This is a genomic window from Brachybacterium sp. p3-SID957, from assembly GCF_025144775.1.
In the GTDB taxonomy this organism is placed as follows: domain Bacteria; phylum Actinomycetota; class Actinomycetes; order Actinomycetales; family Dermabacteraceae; genus Brachybacterium; species Brachybacterium epidermidis.
In genome coordinates, this window is record NZ_JALXKT010000062.1 from 1 (window position 1) to 18,713 (window position 18,713).

Here is an 18,713-nt window from a genome sequence, read left to right on the forward strand (position 1 = left end):
CGGGGCGCTGGGGGCGCGGGCCGCTCAGCGGCGGCGCAGCAGGCGGCGCCACATCGGCACCGCGAGCGCGGCCCGCAGCTGCTCGGCATCGACGCGGTAGCGGGAATGGACCTTCCCATCCACGATGATCACCGGGACGTCGTGGTCCCAGTCGCGTCGCAGGGTCTCGTCGGCGTCGATGTCCTGCACGTCCACGGTGGTACCGGCCCGGTCGGCCTCCGCCCTCACCACGGGCAGGGCCTCGTCGCACAGGTGACAGCCGGTGCGGGTGAGGTAGACGATCCTCGCGTCGGGATCGATGGGGGAGGGGATGCGGCGCTCGCTCATGGGGGAACCCTACCGACAGCACGACGGGCCGCTCGCCAGATGGCGTGCGGCCCGTCGTGGGCCCACTGAGCCGGCCCCGGGGAAGGGAAGGGGGCCTTCGGTCTCAGCGGTGCTGGATCAGCCGATCGGCGATCAGGCGGCGGTCGGCGCGGTGAACTCGGCCTCGATGGAGATGCGCACGTCGTCGGAGACCAGCACGCCACCGGTCTCGAGGGCGGCGTTCCAGGTCAGGCCGAACTCCTTGCGGGAGATCGTGGTCTCGCCGGTGAAGCCGGCGCGGTACACGCCGAAGGGGTCGGTGGCAGCGCCCTCGTAGGCGAAGTCCAGGACCACCGGGCGGGTGGTGTCGCGGATCGTGAGCTCGCCGTGCAGCTCGTCGCCCTCGACCTTGGTGGACACGAAGGTGATCTCCGGGAAGGTCTCGGCGTCGAAGAAGTCACCGCTGCGCAGGTGGTTGTCGCGGTCCTCGTTGCCGGTGCCGATCGAGGCGGTCTTCATCACGGCCTGGAAGCTGACATCCTGTCCCTCACCGACGGTCAGGGTGCCCTCGACGTCGGCGAACTGGCCACGGGCCTTGGAGATGCCGGCGTGACGCACGGTGAAGCTCGCGGAGGTGTGGGCGGGGTCCAGGGTCCAGACGCCGGGGGTGAGGCCATCGAACTGCTCGGTCATGAGGTGTCTCCTTCGTAGACGGGGAGCGCCCCGGGGTGGGGCACCAAGGCCTGCTTGAAACATAAACTATACTGCGAGGGCAGTGCAAGGGCACCTCCCGATCGAACCAGGAGAACGTGATGCAGTCCATATCCGATGACGACCGGCGCTCCGCGGACGCCTCCACCCCCGAGGGCCTGTGGCTCAGCCACGCGGAGCAGGGGGCGTGGCGCCGCTTCCTGTACGCCACCACCCTGCTCAACGAGCGGCTGTCGATGGCACTGGAGTCCGCACCGAAGATCGACCTGACCCTGGGGGAGTACGAGATCCTGGTGCGGCTGTCCGAGGCCGAGGCCGGCTTCATCCGCATGTCCGACCTCGCCGATCAGGTGGTCCACTCCCGCTCGCGCCTGACCCACACCATCACCCGCATGGAGAAGCGCGGGCTGGTGGAGCGGGTGCGCTGCTCGGCCGACGGCCGCGGCCGCCAGGCCCGCCTGACCGAGCAGGGCACAGACCTGCTGCGCCAGGCGGCACCCCTGCACGTGCGGTCCGTGCGCGAGCTGCTGCTGGACGTCGTGGGCCACGAGGACTTCCTGGAGCTGGGCCGGATCATGGGACGCACCCTGCCGGAGGGCGCTCCGGTGGAGCTGCCGCGTCCGTCCGCTCACATGCAGGCGTGACCCCCGCCTGATTCGAAGCTTGGGTTGGTACCGTGAGCCCGCCCAGCCTCGGGAGGAATGCGCACCCATGACCACCACCGTCGTCCACCTCGTCCGCCACGGCGAGGTGAACAACCCCGACCGGATCCTGTACGGCCGCATGCCCGGCTACCGGCTCTCCGATCGCGGGGCGCAGATGGCTCTGCGTGTGGCCGATCACCTCGCCGGGGAGGACATCGCCCTGGTGCGCTCCTCCCCGCTGCTGCGCGCCCAGCAGACCGCCGCCCCCATCGCGGCCGCGCATCAGCTGCCGGTCACCACCGATCAGCGGCTGATCGAGTCCGGCAACCGCTTCGAGGGCCAGCGCATGGGCCACGGCGATGCGAAGCTGAGCGATCCGCGCAACTGGCGCTGGTTCGTCAACCCTCTGCGCCCCTCCTGGGGCGAGCCCTACCGCGAGCAGGTGGCCCGCGTGCTGGCGGCCATGCACCAGGCCCGCGCCGAGGCCGAGGAACTCGGCGGGGACGCCGTGCTGGTCCTGCACCAGCTGCCGATCTGGCTGGTGCGGCGTAGCGCCGAGGGCAAGCCCCTGCCGCACGACCCGCGGCGCCGGCAGTGCTCGCTGTGCTCGGTCACCAGCTTCCGCTTCGCCGGCCCCCACCTGGCGGGCGTGGACTACGCCGAGCCCGCCGCGGACCTGGTGGCCGGCGCCGTGGACGCCACCGGGGGCAAGCTCACATGACCCTGCGACGACGCTCCGTGCTCTCCGGTCTCGGCCTGCTCCCCGCGGCAGCGCTGCTGGCCGCCTGCGGCACTGACACCTCCGACCGCTACGACACCGGCTACGTGGGCGGCGACGGCGTGACCACCGAGATCCCGCCCGAGTCCCGCGAGGAGCCGCTGGAGTTCGCCGGCACCACCTACGAGGGTGAGGAGTTCGCCGCAGCCGACCGGCGAGGCGAGGTGCTGGTGGTCAACGTCTGGTACGCCGCCTGCCCGCCGTGCCGCAAGGAAGCGCCGGACCTGCAGGCCGTCAGCGAGGAGTACGCCCCGGAGGGTGTCTCCTTCGTCGGGGTCAACGTGCGTGATGCCGCCGGCCCCGCCCAGGCCTTCGAGCAGACCTACGGCATCACCTACCCCTCCCTGCCGGACACCGACGCGCAGATCATGTACGCGCTGCGGGGGCAGGTGGCCCCCAACGCCGTCCCCTCCACCCTGGTGCTGGACCGCGAGGGCCGCGTGGCCGCCCGCATCTCCGGCGCGGCCGACCCCTCCGTGCTGCGCGCCATGCTCGACCGGGTCCTGGCCGAATGATCGGCGCCGAGATCGGGGAGGCCTTCCAGGCCACCGCGCTGTCCGGATCACTGCTGCTGGCCATCGCGGTGGCCGCGGCCGCAGGCGTCGTCGCCTTCCTGTCCCCGTGCGTGCTGCCCGTGGTGCCCGGGTTCCTGGGGTACGTCTCGGGCCTGGCCGGGCAGGGCGCGACAGCGGCCGCCGGTCGGGCAGGCACCGGGGGTGGCCGGGCGCAGAAGCGCCCCGCTGCGCCCTCCCGTGGGCGCATGGTCGCCGGCAGCGCCCTGTTCGTGGCCGGGTTCACCGTGGTGTTCATGCTGCTGGGCGGCTTTGCCGGTGCCGTCGGGTACCTCCTGCAGGAGCACGCCGTGTGGATCAACCGGGTCGCCGGCGTGGTGGTGATCCTCATGGGCCTGGTGTTCATGGGCGTGTTCCCCCAGCTCAGCGGAACCACAAGGGCCTCCGGGAAGAAGCCCGACGCCGGCCTGCTGGGCGCCCCGCTGCTGGGTCTGATCTTCGGGCTGAGCTGGACCCCGTGCATCGGCCCCACCTACGCCGCCATCATCGCCCTGTCCCTGGACGGCACCGCCGGCGACGGGGCGGCCGTGCGCGGCGGCATCCTCGCCCTGGCCTACTCCCTGGGCCTGGGGCTGCCCTTCGTGCTGTTCGCCCTGCTGTTCGAGAGGGCGCTGGGCCTGAGCCGCGCCCTCGGTCGCCACCGCCGCACCATCGGACTGCTCTCCGGGGCCCTGCTGGTGGCCATCGGCGTGCTGCTGCTGACAGGGCAGTGGGCGGCCTGGATGGACCAGCTGCAGGGCATGATCGCGACCTTCGAGCCGGTGGTGTGATGAGCTCATCCCGACCCTCCCGTTCCTCGCGACGCCCCCGCCCGGCCGCTCCCGCGCTGGGCTTGCGCGGCACCCTGCTGTTCCTGTGGCGCCAGCTCACCAGCATGCAGACCGCCCTCATCCTGCTGATGCTGCTGGCGATCGCGGCGATCCCCGGCTCCCTGTACCCCCAGCGCAACGTCAACCCCGGCCTGACCGACCAGTACCTGCAGGAGAACGGCCGCTGGGGGGAGATCCTCGACTCGCTCGGCTTCTTCGAGGTGTTCTCCTCGCCGTGGTTCTCCGCGATCTACCTGCTGCTGTTCATCTCCCTGATCGGCTGCATCGTTCCGCGCGCGGGGGTGCACCTGAAGCAACTGCGCTCCACGCCCCCGCGCACCCCCGCCAAGCTCACCCGCTTCACCGGGTACACCCGGCAGGAGCTCCCCGGCGCGGACGCCGACGCGCTGCTGGACCGCGCCCACGCCGCCCTGCGCCGCTCTCGGTACCGCACCGAGCGCCTGCAGGAGCGGGCCTCGCGCTCGATCACCGCGGAGCGCGGCCTGCTGCGCGAGAGCGGCAACCTGCTGTTCCACATCGCCCTGGTGGGGGTGCTGGTGTGCGTGGCGGCCGGTCATCTCACCGGCTACCGCGGCCAGATCACGGTGGTGGAGGGATCCGGCTTCTCCAACTCCCTGACCCAGTACGACTCCTTCGAGCCCGGTGCCTGGTTCGACACCTCCGAGCTGCCCGAGTTCCGCTTCACCCTGGAGCAGTTCCGCGCCGCCTACGACGAGGAGCCCACCTCGCCGAACGTGGGCCAGCCCCTCTCCTTCGAGGCCGACGTGCAGGTGACCACTGCGGGCCAGGAGCCCTTCGCGCAGACCCTCGAGGTCAACAAGCCGCTGCACGTGCCGGGCGCCTCGATGTACCTGCTGGGCAACGGCTACGCCCCCGAGGTCACCCTGCGGGACCCGGAGGGCACCGTGGTGGCCGAGGGACCGGTGATCACCGTGCCCACGGGGGACACCGGCTACACCTCCCAGCTGGTGATCAAGGCCCCGGACGCCCGCCCCCAGCAGACCGCCGTGGTGGGTTACTTCCTGCCCTCCGGCGTGATCGACGAGCAGGGCCCCCACTCGGTGTTCCCCGATCTGTGGAATCCGATGCTGGTGGTCTCCGTGCACCAAGGCGACCTGGGGCTGGACGAGGGCGTTCCCCGCAACGTGTACGAGGTGGACGTCTCCCAGCTGGAGCAGCTGACCGGCCAGGACGGCAGCCCCGTGCTGATCAGCCTGGAGCCCGGCCAGCAGATCGACCTGCCCGATGGCTCCAGCCTCTCCTTCGACGGGGTGCGCCGCTACGCCGCGTTCGACGTGGCGCACAACCCCTTCGAGCCGTGGCTGCTGGGCTTCGCGCTGGCCTCGGTGGCCGGTCTGATCCTCTCGCTGTTCGTGCCGCGCCGCCGCATGTGGGTGCGCGTGACCGAGGCCGACGGCGCCGCGGTGCTGGAGGTGGCGGGCCTGGCCCGCAGCCAGGATCCCGCCCTCGCCGACGACGTCGCCTCCCTGGCCCAGCGGCTATCCTCGTCGTTTGACCACCACGACGGGCCCGAGGGCCCCCAGCCTGCGCAGTCCAGCACCGCCCCGACCACCGGAGGACGACCCTCGTGATCGATCAGCAGCTCGCCGAGTTCTCCAGCCTCCTGATCGTGATCACGATCGTCCTGTACGTGCTCGCACTGATCGGCTTCACCGCCGACCTGGCCGGCACCACCGCACGGCGCAGCGACGCGCGCCTGGCCGCCCGTGAGGCGAAGGAGGCCCGCGAGCCCGTCGGCGTCGCAGCGAGCGGCGCCACCGACTCAGCCCCTGTCGATACGACGGGTGCGCACACCGGCATCGGGGGGACCGACGCGACCGTGGCCGGATCCGGCGGGAAGGATCCTGCCGCGGATCTCGGCGCAGCGGGCGGGGGTCCCGCCCAGGGAATGTCGGCCCAGCGCTTCGCCTTCCTGATCGCCGGTGCCGGCACCGCCCTGCACCTGGGGGGCGTGATCCTGCGGGCCCTGGCCACCCAGAGGGTGCCGTGGACCAACATGTACGAGTTCGCCATCACCAGTGCGGCCCTGGTGATGGCCGCGTTCCTGGTGTTCTCCATCAAGCGCCACGACCTGCGCGCCCTGGGCACCTTCGTGGTGGGCCCGATCCTGCTGCTGCTGTTCATCGCGCAGCGCTTCTGGATCGTGCCGGCCGCCGAGCTCACCCCCAGCCTGCAGAACTCCCACTGGCTCGTCATCCACATCGGCGTGGCGATCCTGGCCACCGCCCTGTCGATCCTCGGCGCCGTGGTGGCGGTGATGCAGCTGCTGCAGGCCCGCCACGAGAGGGCCCTGGTGGAGAAGGTCGCCGCTGGCGAGGAGCACCCCGAGCACTGGGGGCGCTTCGGGCACGTGCTGGACCGCCTGCCCTCCTCGAGCGTCCTGGAGGGGCTGAGCTTCCGCATCCACTCCGTGGGCTTCGTGTGCTGGACCTTCACCCTGATCTTCGGCGCGATCTGGGCACGCGACGCCTGGGGCCGCTACTGGAACTGGGATCCCAAGGAGGTGTGGACCTTCGTGATCTGGGTGATCTACGCGGCCTACCTCCACGCCCGTGCCACCGGCGGCTTCCGCGGCAGCCGTGCGGCCTGGCTCGCCCTGGCAGGGTTCGTCGCCGTTGTGTTCAACTACACGATCGTCAACACCGTCATCAACGGGCTCCACTCCTATTCGGGGCTGTGAGCAGGGAGAACCCCCCTTGCAGCGCTCCGGCGCAGGTCTGGCCCGTGGTACGGACGTGCAGGTCGTGGCGGTTCAGATCAAGGGCGGGTCCTCGGGACTCTCGCTGCGCTGCTGATCCTCACGGGCCTCCTGCTCCTTCCGCAGGCGCTCCTTCTCGCGGCGCTCGCGACGGATGTCCTCATCGAGCTTGCGCAGGAAGTCCGGGTCCTCGTCCGGCGCGATCGGTCCGCTGCGCCGCGGGCCGCCCCGCCCGGGCCCGCGACCGGTGCCGTCGGTGCGGTCCTTGCCGACCAGCAGCCACGTGATCGGCCCCACCCAGGGGATCAGCACGATCAGCACGATCCACGCCCACTTCGGCAGTCCGCGCACCTCGTCGTCCTGGGTCTGGACGCAGTCCGCGAGCGCGAAGATCGCAAGAGCGATGGAGAGGATGGCCGGGATCGCGCGAAGCATGGATCCAGTCTAGGCAGGGTCCCTGGTCGGCGGCTCGGAGCAGGAAGCACCCACCAGGGGGACCTACCCTGGTGGGTATGCGAGAGATGGTCGTCTATGCCGTGCTGCGGCTCGCCCTGTTCGGTGCGGTCTGGTGGCTGCTCACCCTGCTGGACATCGGGGTGATGCTGGCGGGTGTGCTGGCGGCGCTGCTCTCGATGCTGGTGTCGATCCTGGTCCTGGACAAGGTGCGTGACCGCGCCGCGATGCGGTGGAAGGATGCCGATGATCGTCGTCGCGCCAAGCGCGGGCCCATGGTCGACGAGGACGCCGAGCACGAGGACGCCCTGCTGGACAGCGCGGAGAGCTCCGGTCGTGAGGAGCCCTCAGATCACCAGGCCGGCCAGCAGCAGCACTGAGAACACCAGCTCGAGCTTCCCGGTGGCGCCCAGCACCGGGATCAGGTCACGGCCCATCGCCCCTCCCAGCACCGTGCGCGCCGGCATGATCGCCAGCGGCAGGGCCAGCAGCACCAGCAGCACTGGCCACTGCGCCACCATCACCGGCACCATCAGCACGAACGGCACCAGCATGGTCGCGGTGAACAGCCATCGGGTGCCCCGATCGCCCAGGCGCACCGCGAGGGTGCGCTTGCCTGCGATCGTGTCGGTGGGGATGTCCCGCAGGTTGTTGGTGAGCATGATCGCCACTGCCAGCAGGCCGATCGCGATCGAGGCCAGCAGCGCCACCCACCCGAACCGCAGCGTGATCGCGTAGGCGGTGCCATTGACCGCCACCAGCCCGAAGAACACGAACACGAACAGCTCGCCCAGGCCCAGGTACCCGTAGGGCTTCTTGCCGCCGGTGTAGAACCAGGCGGCCGCGACGGCGGCGGACCCCACCACCAGGGCCCACCAGATCCCGGCCACCGCGATCAGCGCCACCCCGAACAGGGCGCCTGCGGCCAGGGAGCCGATGGCGGCACGCTTGACGGTGGCCGGTGCGGCAGCTCGGGAACTGGTGAGGCGGAAGGGCCCCACGCGCTCGTCGTCGGTGCCGCGGATGCCGTCGGAGTAGTCGTTGGCGTAGTTCACGCCGATCTGCAGGCTGAGCGCCACGGCGAGCGCCAGCAGGGCGCGGGGCAGCACCACGCCGAGCAGGGTGCCGGCGTCGAGGGAGTCGAGGCCGCGCAGCTGCCATATCGCCGCGCCGGTGCCCGCCGCCACCGGGGCCACGGCCGCCGGCCAGGTGCGGGGGCGTGCCCCTTCGATCCACTGGGAGACGGTGGCCACGGCGGTCCTTCCGGGAGTGCTCAGGCGAACGGTCGACGTCGGAGCGCGTCGAGCGGGGGAGGGCATCCGGGCCGGGCGGTCAGCCGCCTGCCGGATCGGTGAGATCGGTGGCGACCCGCCGGGCGGCGGACCGATCGATCTTACCGATCCCCAGCAGCGGCAGCTCCTGGACCACGTGCACCCGCTTGGGGATCATGAAGGAGGGCACCTCGGTGGTGCGCAGCGCCGAGCGCACCAGGGACGCCGCCTCGGCCGGCTCCACGCCCGCCTCGAGGGTCACCAGGGCCTCCACCCGCTGGCCCCACTCCGCATCCGGCACGCCCACGACGACGGCCGAGCGCACCAGCCCGCGCAGCATCAGGGAGCGGTCGATGGCCCGCTCCACGTCCTGCGGGAGCACTTTGCGGCCACCGGTGATGATCACGTCGTCGGCGCGACCCAGCACGCTCAGGGCGCCCTCGGCATCGAGCGAGGCCAGGTCCGAGGTGGCCAGCTCCGTGCCGATCGCTTCGCTGCTGCCGTCCGCGAACAGGTACCCCAGGGCGAGTGTCGGGGAGGAGACGAGCAGGCGGCCGGCGCCCTCGGCGTCGGCCCCGTCGATCCGCAGGCGCACCCCGGGCAGGGCGGTGCCGTCGTACACGCAGCCACCGGCGGTCTCGGAGGAGCCGTAGGTGGTGCGCACCGCGATCCGCTGGCCACGGGCCCGCGCCAGCACCTCCTGCGGGGTCGCGGCCCCGCCCACCAGCACCGCGGTGAAGCGGCGCAGCATGGCCCGGGCCCGGGCATCGGGGCCGGTGGCCCCGGTGACGACGCGGGTGAGCTGGGTGGGCACCAGGGAGGTCAGCGCCGGCAGTCCCGCCTCCTGCGCCTGCGCCAGCGCCGGCTCGGCCAGGGCCACGAAGGCGGTGGAGTCGAAGTGGCCGCGCAGGTCCGGCAGCGGCCGGGGGAGGGCCGGGCCGTCCAGCCCCAGCACCTGCGCGGTGCGGTGGGCGCGGGCGATCACCTGCACCCCGGCGATGTGCGTGGGCGGCAGCAGGGGCAGCCAGTAGCCGTGGCCGATCAGGGAGGCGGTGGCGTCCTGCGAGGCCAGCAGTGCCTGCCGGGACAGCGCCACCGCCTTGGCCGCGCCGGTGGAGCCGGAGGTGGGCACCACCAGCGCCGCATCCTCGAACCCGGCGGGCAGCTGCGCGGGAGGATCGAAGGGGCCCAGCCACAGCCTGCCGTGCCCGGCCATCACCTCACCGATCGCGTGTGCGTGCTCGGTGAGGGAGGCGGCGGAGGCGTCGTACGGGGCCGGCCGGATCCACGACGTCACGGCGATCTCAGCCCTGGGGGTGGGGGAACCGGGTCCAGTCGGGGTCGCGCTTGTGCAGGAAGGCGTCGCGGCCCTCGACGGCCTCGTCGGTCATGTAGGCAAGGCGCGTGGCCTCCCCGGCGAACACCTGCTGGCCCATCAGACCGTCGTCGGCGAGGTTGAAGGCGAACTTGAGCATCCGGATCGCCTGCGGGGACTTGGTGGCGATGGTCGCGGCCATCGCGAGGGCCTCGTCCTCGAGATCGGCGTGGTCCACCACCCGGTTGACCGCGCCCCAGTCGTAGGCGTCCTGCGCCGAGTACTCCTCGGCCAGGAAGAAGATCTCCCGGGCCCGCTTCTGCCCCACCTGCTTGGCCAGGTACGCCGAGCCGTAGCCGCCGTCGAAGGAGCCCACGTTCGCATCGGTCTGCTTGAAGCGGGCGTGCTGGCGGGAGGCGATGGTGAGATCCGCGACCACGTGCAGGGAGTGGCCACCGCCGGCGGCCCAGCCGTTGACCACCGCGATCACCACCTTGCCCATGGTGCGGATGAGGCGCTGCACCTCCAGGATGTGCAGGCGGCCCGAGGAGCCGGTGCGCGCCTGGTCGGTCTCCGCGAGCTCCTCGGCCTCGGCGTACTCGTAGCCGGCGCGGCCGCGGATGCGCTGGTCGCCGCCGGAGCAGAAGGAGCGCCCGCCGTCCTTGGGGGAGGGGCCGTTCCCGGTCAGCAGCACCACGCCCACGCCGGTGTCCAGGCGGGCATGGTCGATAGCCCGGTACAGCTCATCCACCGTGTGCGGGCGGAAGGCGTTGCGCACCTCGGGACGATCGAAGGCGATGCGCACCACCGGCAGGTCGTGGCCGGTGGAGTCCTCGCTGCGCTGCACCCCGCGGTGGTAGGTGATGTCGGTGAAGGCAGAGCCGCCGTGCTCGGCGGCCGTCACCTCCCGCCAGCGCGAGGGATCGAAGGTCTCGGAGACCTGCCGGGGCTCAGGAGCGGGGGTGGTCGTCATGCCCCCCAGGGTAGTGGGAAGGCGCCATCTCCTGGCCCTGCGGCGCCCAGGGCAGGTGCGGTGTGGACGGTGCCCGATCGGTGCGCAGGCGCCCGTAGGCGAGCACGTCGTGCCGCTCCCCGTCGATCAGGAACTTCTGCCGCTCCACGCCCTCCTGCACGAAGCCCGCTGCACGCGCGACCGCTCCGGAGGCCGGATTGTTGGCACGATGTCCCAGCTCGAGGCGGTCCAGCCCCCACCCGCCCTGCTCGAGCGGGGCCAGGGCCCGATCCGCCACGGTGGCCGCCGCCCGGCCGATGAGCCCACGGCCCCGGTGCTGCGCGTGCATCCAGTAGAAGAACCATCCCGCCCGGTTGTCCTGGTCGATGCTCAGGGCCACCAGGCCGATCATGCTCCCCGAGGAATCGGTGACAGCGACCGCCCGGCGCTGCTCGCCCCGCAGCCAGTCCACGTAGGTGCGGGCCTGCTCGATGGTCTCCACCTCACCCTGACGGGCCATGTCGGGGTGGGAGGTGAAGGCGGCGAGCACCGCGTCGGCGTCCGCAGCGCCCACGGGACGCAGGGAGTACGGGCCGGATGGCTGAGGGGACGTCATGACCCCATCCTGCCCTGCTGGGGCGGTGACCCGGCCGATACCCTCGAGAGATGCACATCCCCTCTGCTCTGCGCGAGCTCGGCATCGATCGGGCGGTGGCCTGGTCGATCCCCATGACCACGCGGTTCCGCGGCCTCACCGAACGCGACGGCGTGCTTCTGCACGGCCCCCGGGGCTGGTCGGAGTTCTCACCCTTCTGGGACTACGACGTGGAGGAGTCCGCCTCCTGGCTGCGGGCAGCGCTCGCCGATGCCACCGCCGAGCGGCCTGCCCCGCAGCGCCGCGAGATCCCCGTGAACGTCACCGTGCCCGTGGTGCCCCCGGCCCTCGCCGCCCGCATCGCCCGGGTGGGCGGCGCGCGCACCGCGAAGGTCAAGGTCGCCGACCCCGGCTGCGATCTCTCCCAGGACGCCGACCGGCTCGCCGCCGTGCGTGAGGCCATGGGACCCGAGGCCCGCATCCGCATCGACGCCAATGCCGCCTGGACCCTCGAGGAGGCCCTGGCGGCACTGCCGGTGCTGGACAGGGCCGCCGGGGGGCTCGAGTACGCCGAGCAGCCCTGCGCGAGCATCGAGGACCTCGCCTCCCTGCGCCGGGCCCTGGACGTCCCGATCGCAGCCGACGAATCGGTGCGCCGCGCCGAGGACCCCCTGCGGGTGGCCCGCGCCGAGGCCGCTGATGTGCTGGTGATGAAGGTCCAGCCCCTGGGCGGGGTGCAGCGCTGCCTCCAGCTCGCCGAGCAGGCCGGCCTGCCGGTGGTGGTCTCCTCCGCGCTGGAGACGGGGGTGGGTCTGAGCGCGGGGCTGGCCCTGGCCGCCGCGCTGCCCGAACTTCCCCACGCCTGCGGCCTCGCCACGGCGGCGCTGCTCACCGGCGATGTGACGGCCGAGCCCCTGCACGCCACCGGCGGCACCATCGCCGCCGTGCGCCCGGAGCCGACCGAGGAGCAGCTGGTGCGGCACGCGGCGGGGCCGGAGCTCACCGCGAGGTGGCAGGCGCGCCTGGCCGAGTGCTCTGCGCAGCTGTGAGGGTTCTACGCTGTCACCATGCCTGATGCCGAGCAGCGCCCCGAGGTCGCCCCACTGACCGCGCCGGCCCCCACCGGGTCCGGGGCGGTCGACGAGGCGGTCGTGCTGTGGCGCGCCCTGGGCCTGCTCGGCGTGCGCGAGACCGTCCTCGCCCCGGGATCCCGCTCCGCCCCCCTGGTGTACGCCCTCGCGGATGGGCAGGTGGCCGACATGATCCGGCCCCACGTGCGGATCGACGAGCGCGCAGCCGGCTTCACCGCCCTGGGCATCTCGCGCCACGATCCCGCCCACCCCGCCGCGGTGGCCACCACCTCCGGCACCGCGACCGCCCACCTGCTGGCCGCGGTGATGGAGGCGCACCACTCCCGGGTGCCCCTGATCGTGCTCACCGCCGACCGCCCGGTCGAGCTGCGGGGCACCGGGGCGAACCAGACCACTTCTCAGGTGGGCCTGTACCGCGACTTCGTGCGCTTCGAAGCGGATCTGCCCGCGCCCACCGCCGCTAGGGCGACCCCCGTCGAACTGCGCACCATCGCCATGACCGCCGCCCGCGCCATGGCCGCGGCCACTGGCACCCATCCCGGACCGGTGCACCTGAACCTCGGGTTCCGAGACCCCCTGGTGCCCACGGCCCCCGGCCCCGGAGCTGCTGCCGGCGCCGACGACGACACGGATCCCGGCGCCACCGGTGCGGCCGACGATGCGGACTCGCCCGCACGACCGATCGTGCTCACCCGCAGGCCACGCCCCGGCGCCCCGCCGCCGCACCCCGTGGCGGTCTCCTCCCGCACGGTGGTGGTCGCCGGGGACGGCGCCGGACCCGATGCCCGCGCCTTCGCCGAGCGCCATCGGCTGCCGCTGCTGGCGGAGCCCAGCTCCGGTGCCCGCGGCGGCGACATGCTGGTGCCGGGGTATCCGGCGCTGCTGAGCGAGATCATGGCGGATCCTTCGCACGACCTGCGGCCCGAGCGGGCCGTGGTCTTCGGGCACCCCACCCTCTCCCGACCCGTGCTGGGGGCCCTGCTGGGCGCCGGGGACGTCGAGGTGATCGTCGTGGATCCCACCTCGAGCTGGCCCGACGCGGCAGGCCGCGCCGCTCTCACGGTACCCGCGGCCACCGGTGATGATCGCGCGGACAGCGAGGAGCTCGCCGCTCGCCGCACCCGCGTCCAGGCCTGGCGCGGCTCGGCCGCATCCGCCGCCCGCCCCCTGGGCTGGCAGGTGGGGGCGGCGCTGGCCGTGTGGAACGCGAGCGAGGAGCACGACGTGCTGGTGCTGGGCTCCTCCAGCCTGGTCCGGGACCTCGAGCAGCACGCCGGCGGCACGGACGCCCGGGTGATCGCCAACAGGGGACTGGCCGGCATCGACGGCACCACCGCCATGGCCACCGGCCTGGCCCTGGCCCGCCGGGACCACCCCGGGCGGGTGCGGCTGCTGGTGGGTGACCTCACGGCGCTGCACGACCTCACGGGCCTGATCATCGGCCCGGAGGAGCAGCGCCCGGATCTCGATGTGGTGGTGGTCGACGACGACGGCGGTCGCATCTTCGGGGGGCTCGAGCACGCCGCCGCCCCGCCCGCGCTGCTGCGGCGCTTCTTCACCACCCCGCACGGCGTGGACATCGCCGGTGCCGCCGCCTCCCTCGGTGCCCGCACCGAGTCCGTGTGCACCGATGAGCTGGCCGGCGCGCTCGCGACCCCCAGCCGGGGGATCCGGGTCATCGTGGTCCAGGAGTTCTCCCGTCGGCGGTCATCGATCTCGAGAGACGGGATGGTCGAATGAGCCCCGCGCAGGATGATCCCGGGCAGTCCCCGAACCCCTGGGATCCCTTCGCCTCCCGGACCGGGGAGGACGCCCAGGGGCCATCCGCGCTCCGACCGCCGCAGCCGGACCCGACGCCGCCTGCCGGGCCGAGCGGCACCGCGGCCAAGGCACCGCGGGTCAGCCGGGAGGCCGCCCCGCACGCCCACCCGCACACCCCGCGGCGCGGCCCCGGCTGGGGCGGGGTGAGTGCCCTGGTCCTGGCCGGGATGCTCCTGTCCAGCGGTGCCACCCTGGGCGGAGTCGTGGCCTACGACCGGATCATCGCGCCGCTCACCTCGGCACAGGCACCGAGCGAGCCGGCCTCCCCCTCGCCCACCGGCCCGGACGTGGAGCCCGTCTCGACCGGTGGGGCGACGGTGGCGGACTGGAGCGAGGTGGCCGAGCAGGTGGCCCCGAGCACGGTCGCCATCCAGGTGCGCACCGCTACCGGCACCAGCCAGGGCACCGGCGTGGTGCTCTCCGAGGACGGCTCCGTTCTCACCAACGATCACGTGGTGGCCGGAGGGGACCAGGTGCAGGTCACCCTGGCCGACGGCCTCACGTACACCGCGGCAGTAGTGGGCGCTGATCCCAGCACGGACCTGGCCGTGATCCGCCTGGACGCACCGCCCCCGGACCTCCACCCCGCCACCTTCGGCGACTCCGAGCTGGTCGAGGTGGGGGATCCGGTGATGGCCGTCGGCACACCGCTGGGGCTGGAGAACACCGTCACCACGGGCATCGTCTCGGCAGTGGACAGGCCCGTGACCACCGAGGGAGAGGAGGAGGACGGCTCCGACGCCGCCTTCACCTCCGCCATCCAGACCGATGCCGCCATCAACCCCGGCAACTCCGGGGGGCCGCTGGTGGACGCCCGCGGTCACGTGGTGGGCGTCAACACGGCCATCGCCGCCATCCCCGGCACGGATCGTGCCGTGGGGAGCATAGGACTGGGCTTCGCGATCCCCTCGAACACCGCGCGGCTGATCGCGGACCAGCTGGGGGAGGACGGCACGGTGCGGCACGCCTACGTGGGCGTCACCACCCAGGACGGCGCCCGCAGCGTGGGCGACGTGACCCACCGCGGTGCCGAGGTGGTCGGCGTGGAGCCGGACAGCCCGGCGGTGGAGGCCGGCATACAGGAGGGGGACCTGATCACGGCGTTCGACGACGTCACCGTCGGCGGGGCTGCGGCGCTGACGGCCGTGGTGCGCGGCCAGGGGGTGGGATCCGAGCACACGCTCACCGTGGTCAGGGGCGAGAAGGAGCGGGCGATCCGGATCACCCTGGGGGAGAGGCCCTAGCGCCTGACGGGACCGTTCCGCGTCCCGGCCGTCCCGCCGCGCAGTGCCCGCAGCATGGGCCGGTTCTTCGCGAGCACCTCGGCGTGCTCGGAGACCGGATCGGAGGCCGCCACCAGGCCGCCCCCGGCCTGCAGGGCGACGGTGCGGTCGTCCACCAGGTGCGCCATCCGCAGCGCGATCGCCCACTGCCCGTCGCCCCGGGCGTTCATCCAGCCCACGGGGGAGGCGTAGCCGCCGCGGTCGCGCGGCTCCAGGCGGGCGATGATCTCGTCGGCCGCCTCCCGCGGGGTCCCCGAGACCGCGGCCGAGGGATGCAGCCGTGCGGCCACGTCCAGGCTGGTCACCCCACGTAGCAGGCTCGCCGAGACATCCGAGGCCAGGTGCTCCAGCCCCGGCAGCCGCAGCACGAACGGCTCCGGGGACACCGTGACGTCGAAGGCCACGTCCACCAGGCGATCCACCACCGAGTCCACCGCGAAGGCGTGCTCGGAGCGCTCCTTGGCGTCCCCGCGGAAGGTGCGGCGGTCCTGTTCGGACAGCTCTGCGCCCTCGGCCACCGGACGGGTGCCGGCCAGCACCCGGGAGAACACACGGCCGTCCTCGGTCTGGGCGAGCATCTCGGGGCTTGCCCCCACCACGTCCTCGAGGTGGTACACCCAGGTGCTCGGGTACTCGCGAGCCAGGCGCGCCACCAGCGCGGCCCGACTGACGGGCGCGCCGGAGCGCACCGTGGTCAGCTCGGAGAGCACCACCTTCTGCGCCTCGCCGTCCGTGATCGCACCGACCGCCTCCCGCACCAGGGCCTGGTACTGCTCTGGGGTGTGGGAGGGGTCGATGTCCAGCTCGCCGGGGTCGGGTGTGCGCGGGGTGGAGGGGAACAGGTCGCGCCAGGAGGCGGGCACCTCGGGCTCGACACCCGTTCTTACCACGGTGAGGAAGGCCTCGCCCTCCTCCACCCCCAGCGCCGCCCGCGGGACCATCAGCGTGGAGGGCCGTGCGGAGCCGTCGGCGTAGGAGAAGCTGCCCAGGGCGATCAGGCCGCTGGCCCGGGTGCGCACCTCGTCGTCGATGCGGCAGCGCTGGGCCAGGTGCTGGAAGGCAGCGCTGGCGGCGGCGAAGCGGTGCGGCCCGGCCGTCTGCACCGACCAGGCCGTCCCCACGGCGACCAGGCCCTGGCCGTGACGCAGCCAGGCGGCGCTGAGGTGCTCGGGCACATGCCCCAGCAGGTCGACCGGTTCATCGATCCGCAGGGTGCGCACCACCAGCTCCGACGTCTCGTCGGCGAGGGCGGGGGACGTGGGGAGGGAAGGCATCGGGACTCATTATGCGACAGGTCCTCCGCGTGCGGATGGTCACCGGCGGCACCCCGATGCCACCTGCGCCGGTGAGGGGGTCTCAGGTGCGACGATGGTCCGGGCGCCCCCCGCGGTGCCCGTCGGCCCTCCTGGGCCGCCCGATGGACGGATGGACGGAGCAGTGCGTGAGAAGCAGCGGCGAGAGCATCGCGAGCCCCCTGGTGCGGGGAGTGCTCGCGGCCGTCGGGTCCCTGGGCACCGCGATCGCGGTGACCGTGATCCCCGCGCTCGCCGCCCAGGTGGCCGGCACCCGCTCGGCCGCCACCGCCCTGGACGCGATCATCATCGGCCTCAACGTGCTGGTGCTCGGGCACGGCGGCGGCATCACCCTGTCCACCGGGGTGATCGACGGCACCGTCACGCTCACCCCCCTCGGGCTGATGGCGCTGTTCGTTGTGGTGTCCGCTCTGGGCATGCGCCGCGTGGGCCATGTGCTGGGGCTGGTCGAGCACGATGCAGGGCTGCGGCCGCGCGCGCTGGGGGACGCCGGCGCGGCACTGGGCGCCTACACCGTCGTCTACGCGATCGGGGTGGCGGCGCTGGCCGCCCTGGGGCGCAGCGTCGATGCGGCCCCCATGATCGTCCCGGCGTTCCTCTCCGGCGCGCTGGTGGCAGTGGTGGGAGGCCTGCTCGGCGTGCTCTGGTCCCTGTCACGGCGCCCCACGGACAGCTCCCCGGGAGTGCGGGTGCTGGGTCTGCTGCCCGCCCCCTTCGACGCTGTTGCCCGCGCGGTGCTGCTGGCCCTGGCCGGCCTGGTCGCGGTGGGGGCCCTTGCCGTCACCGGCCAGCTGCTGTGGGGCATCAAGGGCGCCGCTGCCCTGTTCGAACAGCTGGGCCCCGGGATCGTGGGCGGGATCGTGCTGACCCTGCTGCAGCTGGCCCTGCTTCCCCTGCTGATGGTGTGGGCACTGGTGATCCTGCTGGGCGGCACCGTGACCATGGGCACCGGCACCGCCTATTCCCTGCAGGGGGTGGAGACCGGGCTGATGCCGGCCCTGCCGATCCTGGCGGCCCTGCCGGAACCGGGCCCCGCACCCGAATGGGCGATCGCGCTGATGCTGCTGCCCCTGGCCCCCGTCGTGCTGGGCGCGGTGCGCCTGGTGCGGGACGTCGAGCACCTGGACCTCCGGGACCGGGTGACCGCGTGGGTGGCCTACCCGCTGGTGCTGATGGTGGTGATCCTGCTGCTGGCCGGGCTGTCCACCGGTGGCATCGGGGACGGACGCCTGGTGCACCTGGGCCCGCAGATGGGCACCCTGTTGATGCCGCTGCTGCTGCTGACGGTGGGCAGCACGGGCGCGGTGCTGGCGTTCATGGCCACCGCACTGATCCCCTGGACGCAGAAAGCGGTGGCATCGCTGCGCAGCCGCGTGGAGTCCGCCGAGGAGAAGGAGCGCGCCGAGCGCACCGGGGCAGGTGATCCCGCACCCGCGCAGGAGGACGGGGAGGTCCACGAGGACGCCCCGGACACCGTGGAGCGTGAGGAGCCTGCGCAGGCTCAGGACCCCGTGGAGGTGCCTGCGGAGGAGCTCAACCCCCCAGCAGACCGGTGATCCAGTCCGTCATCGACTCCTGCGCCTCCTGGGCGCACTGCGACTTCGCACGCTCGGTGATCGCCGTGCGCACGCACTCCTCGCGCTGCACCGTCGGGCCGTAGAACACCAGGGAGGTCACGGTGCCCAGCACGATCAGCAGGGTGGCGGGAACGCCCACCACCGCGGAGAAGATCGCCATCCCCCGGCGCCCCTCCCGGAAGGCAGTCACGATCAGGGGGATCAGCAGCACCAGCGCGATGAGGCCCGCCAGCCCGCTCAGCAGCGAATAGGGCAGCGGAGCCAGCATCAGCAGCCACGCGGCCAGCAGGGCGAAGCTGAGCGCCCCGAGCAGCCGACGCTGCCTGGTGCCGGTGGTGGACTCGTCCCGTGCGCCGCCCTGCGGTATCTTCTCATCGCTGCTCATCGTGAACCATTGTGCCCCGTCCGCCTGGACCCCGTGTCACCGCGTGCAGGCCGCTCGCAGATGGTGGCGGGCTCGCCCCGCGGCCGGGGGCCCCCCC

The 18,713-nt window shown here is 72.9% G+C and carries 20 protein-coding genes; 11 read left to right on the forward strand and 9 right to left on the reverse strand.

The genetic code is table 11. The features are described from left to right. Positions 1-24 precede the first annotated feature (24 nt). Positions 25-327 (reverse strand): glutaredoxin family protein, encoded by a 303-nt coding sequence (locus M3B01_RS12005; protein ID WP_259792378.1) that lies wholly within the window; start codon positions 325-327, stop codon positions 25-27. 132 nt (positions 328-459) lie between these two features. Next, positions 460-999, reverse strand: a complete 540-nt coding sequence (locus tag M3B01_RS12010; protein WP_259792379.1) for a YceI family protein — start codon at positions 997-999, stop codon at positions 460-462. Between the two features lie 119 nt (positions 1,000-1,118). Here M3B01_RS12010 and M3B01_RS12015 point away from each other — a divergent pair, with 119 nt between their 5' ends. From M3B01_RS12015 to ccsB, 6 genes are all read left to right on the forward strand, one after another. Beyond that, positions 1,119-1,661, forward strand: a complete 543-nt coding sequence (locus M3B01_RS12015) for a MarR family winged helix-turn-helix transcriptional regulator (protein ID WP_259792381.1) — start codon at positions 1,119-1,121, stop codon at positions 1,659-1,661. 67 nt (positions 1,662-1,728) lie between these two features. After that, on the forward strand, positions 1,729-2,382 hold the full coding sequence (locus M3B01_RS12020; RefSeq protein WP_193864385.1) for a histidine phosphatase family protein: 654 nt from the start codon (positions 1,729-1,731) through the stop codon (positions 2,380-2,382). Beyond that, positions 2,379-2,954, forward strand: coding sequence for a TlpA disulfide reductase family protein (locus M3B01_RS12025; protein WP_259792383.1), 576 nt, complete (start codon positions 2,379-2,381; stop codon positions 2,952-2,954). Before M3B01_RS12020 ends, M3B01_RS12025 begins: the two co-directional genes overlap by 4 nt. Further along, complete coding sequence (locus M3B01_RS12030; RefSeq protein ID WP_259792385.1) at positions 2,951-3,781, forward strand: cytochrome c biogenesis CcdA family protein; 831 nt, start codon at positions 2,951-2,953, stop codon at positions 3,779-3,781. The genes M3B01_RS12025 and M3B01_RS12030 overlap by 4 nt, the downstream gene beginning before the upstream one ends. Further along, entirely contained in the window at positions 3,781-5,433 is a 1,653-nt protein-coding gene (locus M3B01_RS12035) for a cytochrome c biogenesis protein ResB (RefSeq protein WP_259792387.1), read from the forward strand. The genes M3B01_RS12030 and M3B01_RS12035 overlap by 1 nt, the downstream gene beginning before the upstream one ends. Then, positions 5,430-6,542, forward strand: coding sequence for a c-type cytochrome biogenesis protein CcsB (gene ccsB / locus M3B01_RS12040; protein WP_259792389.1), 1,113 nt, complete (start codon positions 5,430-5,432; stop codon positions 6,540-6,542). The genes M3B01_RS12035 and ccsB overlap by 4 nt, the downstream gene beginning before the upstream one ends. A 72-nt stretch (positions 6,543-6,614) precedes the next feature. Here ccsB and M3B01_RS12045 read toward each other — a convergent pair whose 3' ends face one another. Next, a complete protein-coding gene (locus tag M3B01_RS12045; protein WP_259792392.1) occupies positions 6,615-6,995 on the reverse strand; it encodes a PLD nuclease N-terminal domain-containing protein in 381 nt (126 codons plus the stop codon). Between the two features lie 77 nt (positions 6,996-7,072). Between M3B01_RS12045 and M3B01_RS12050 the strand changes: the two genes are divergently transcribed. Then, positions 7,073-7,393, forward strand: coding sequence for a DUF4229 domain-containing protein (locus tag M3B01_RS12050; RefSeq protein ID WP_193864391.1), 321 nt, complete (start codon positions 7,073-7,075; stop codon positions 7,391-7,393). Here the strand turns inward: M3B01_RS12050 and M3B01_RS12055 are convergent. The 4 genes from M3B01_RS12055 to M3B01_RS12070 all read right to left on the reverse strand — a co-directional run bounded on the left by M3B01_RS12055 (position 7,361) and on the right by M3B01_RS12070 (position 11,167). Further along, positions 7,361-8,266, reverse strand: coding sequence for a 1,4-dihydroxy-2-naphthoate polyprenyltransferase (locus M3B01_RS12055; protein ID WP_259792394.1), 906 nt, complete (start codon positions 8,264-8,266; stop codon positions 7,361-7,363). The genes M3B01_RS12050 and M3B01_RS12055 overlap by 33 nt on opposite strands. A 79-nt stretch (positions 8,267-8,345) precedes the next feature. Then, on the reverse strand, positions 8,346-9,581 hold the full coding sequence (locus M3B01_RS12060; RefSeq protein WP_259792396.1) for an AMP-binding protein: 1,236 nt from the start codon (positions 9,579-9,581) through the stop codon (positions 8,346-8,348). Positions 9,582-9,588: 7 nt separating this feature from the next. Further along, entirely contained in the window at positions 9,589-10,572 is a 984-nt protein-coding gene (locus M3B01_RS12065; protein WP_193864393.1) for a 1,4-dihydroxy-2-naphthoyl-CoA synthase, read from the reverse strand. Next, complete coding sequence (locus M3B01_RS12070) at positions 10,550-11,167, reverse strand: GNAT family N-acetyltransferase (RefSeq protein WP_259792399.1); 618 nt, start codon at positions 11,165-11,167, stop codon at positions 10,550-10,552. The genes M3B01_RS12065 and M3B01_RS12070 overlap by 23 nt, the downstream gene beginning before the upstream one ends. A gap of 50 nt (positions 11,168-11,217) precedes the next feature. On the opposite strand from M3B01_RS12070, the gene M3B01_RS12075 reads away from it, so the two are divergent. Genes M3B01_RS12075 through M3B01_RS12085 form a run of 3 tightly spaced genes read left to right on the forward strand, consistent with a single transcriptional unit; the run spans position 11,218 to position 15,302 of the window. Beyond that, a complete protein-coding gene (locus M3B01_RS12075) occupies positions 11,218-12,195 on the forward strand; it encodes an o-succinylbenzoate synthase (RefSeq protein ID WP_259792401.1) in 978 nt (325 codons plus the stop codon). Between the two features lie 18 nt (positions 12,196-12,213). Further along, positions 12,214-13,977, forward strand: a complete 1,764-nt coding sequence (gene menD, locus M3B01_RS12080; protein ID WP_259792403.1) for a 2-succinyl-5-enolpyruvyl-6-hydroxy-3-cyclohexene-1-carboxylic-acid synthase — start codon at positions 12,214-12,216, stop codon at positions 13,975-13,977. After that, positions 13,974-15,302: a S1C family serine protease gene (locus tag M3B01_RS12085; protein ID WP_259792405.1), complete on the forward strand. Its 1,329-nt coding sequence runs from the start codon at positions 13,974-13,976 to the stop codon at positions 15,300-15,302. Before menD ends, M3B01_RS12085 begins: the two co-directional genes overlap by 4 nt. On the opposite strand, the gene M3B01_RS12090 is transcribed toward M3B01_RS12085, so the two are convergent. Further along, a complete protein-coding gene (locus M3B01_RS12090; RefSeq protein WP_259792407.1) occupies positions 15,299-16,615 on the reverse strand; it encodes an isochorismate synthase MenF in 1,317 nt (438 codons plus the stop codon). The genes M3B01_RS12085 and M3B01_RS12090 overlap by 4 nt on opposite strands. Positions 16,616-16,782: 167 nt before the next feature. On the opposite strand from M3B01_RS12090, the gene M3B01_RS12095 reads away from it, so the two are divergent. Then, entirely contained in the window at positions 16,783-18,210 is a 1,428-nt protein-coding gene (locus M3B01_RS12095) for a DUF6350 family protein (protein WP_259792409.1), read from the forward strand. Here M3B01_RS12095 and M3B01_RS12100 read toward each other — a convergent pair. Then, positions 18,188-18,616 carry a hypothetical protein gene (locus tag M3B01_RS12100; protein ID WP_259792411.1) on the reverse strand — a complete coding sequence of 143 codons (429 nt, stop codon included), beginning with the start codon at positions 18,614-18,616 and terminating at the stop codon, positions 18,188-18,190. The genes M3B01_RS12095 and M3B01_RS12100 overlap by 23 nt on opposite strands. Positions 18,617-18,713 lie beyond the last annotated feature (97 nt).

Excerpts from the sequence above, each read along its gene's own strand:
- M3B01_RS12015 (WP_259792381.1), top strand. The coding sequence starts at position 1,119 with ATGCAGTCCATATCCGATGACGACCGGCGCTCCGCGGACGCCTCCACC.
- M3B01_RS12030 (WP_259792385.1), top strand. The coding sequence starts at position 2,951 with ATGATCGGCGCCGAGATCGGGGAGGCCTTCCAGGCCACCGCGCTGTCC.
- M3B01_RS12045 (WP_259792392.1), bottom strand. The coding sequence starts at position 6,995 with ATGCTTCGCGCGATCCCGGCCATCCTCTCCATCGCTCTTGCGATCTTC.
- M3B01_RS12050 (WP_193864391.1), top strand. The coding sequence starts at position 7,073 with ATGCGAGAGATGGTCGTCTATGCCGTGCTGCGGCTCGCCCTGTTCGGT.
- M3B01_RS12090 (WP_259792407.1), bottom strand. The coding sequence starts at position 16,615 with ATGCCTTCCCTCCCCACGTCCCCCGCCCTCGCCGACGAGACGTCGGAG.
- menD (WP_259792403.1), top strand. The coding sequence starts at position 12,214 with ATGCCTGATGCCGAGCAGCGCCCCGAGGTCGCCCCACTGACCGCGCCG.
- M3B01_RS12020 (WP_193864385.1), top strand. The coding sequence starts at position 1,729 with ATGACCACCACCGTCGTCCACCTCGTCCGCCACGGCGAGGTGAACAAC.
- M3B01_RS12005 (WP_259792378.1), bottom strand. The coding sequence starts at position 327 with ATGAGCGAGCGCCGCATCCCCTCCCCCATCGATCCCGACGCGAGGATC.
- M3B01_RS12070 (WP_259792399.1), bottom strand. The coding sequence starts at position 11,167 with ATGACGTCCCCTCAGCCATCCGGCCCGTACTCCCTGCGTCCCGTGGGC.
- M3B01_RS12065 (WP_193864393.1), bottom strand. The coding sequence starts at position 10,572 with ATGACGACCACCCCCGCTCCTGAGCCCCGGCAGGTCTCCGAGACCTTC.
- M3B01_RS12100 (WP_259792411.1), bottom strand. The coding sequence starts at position 18,616 with ATGAGCAGCGATGAGAAGATACCGCAGGGCGGCGCACGGGACGAGTCC.
- M3B01_RS12010 (WP_259792379.1), bottom strand. The coding sequence starts at position 999 with ATGACCGAGCAGTTCGATGGCCTCACCCCCGGCGTCTGGACCCTGGAC.
- M3B01_RS12025 (WP_259792383.1), top strand. The coding sequence starts at position 2,379 with ATGACCCTGCGACGACGCTCCGTGCTCTCCGGTCTCGGCCTGCTCCCC.
- M3B01_RS12085 (WP_259792405.1), top strand. The coding sequence starts at position 13,974 with ATGAGCCCCGCGCAGGATGATCCCGGGCAGTCCCCGAACCCCTGGGAT.
- M3B01_RS12035 (WP_259792387.1), top strand. The coding sequence starts at position 3,781 with ATGAGCTCATCCCGACCCTCCCGTTCCTCGCGACGCCCCCGCCCGGCC.
- M3B01_RS12075 (WP_259792401.1), top strand. The coding sequence starts at position 11,218 with ATGCACATCCCCTCTGCTCTGCGCGAGCTCGGCATCGATCGGGCGGTG.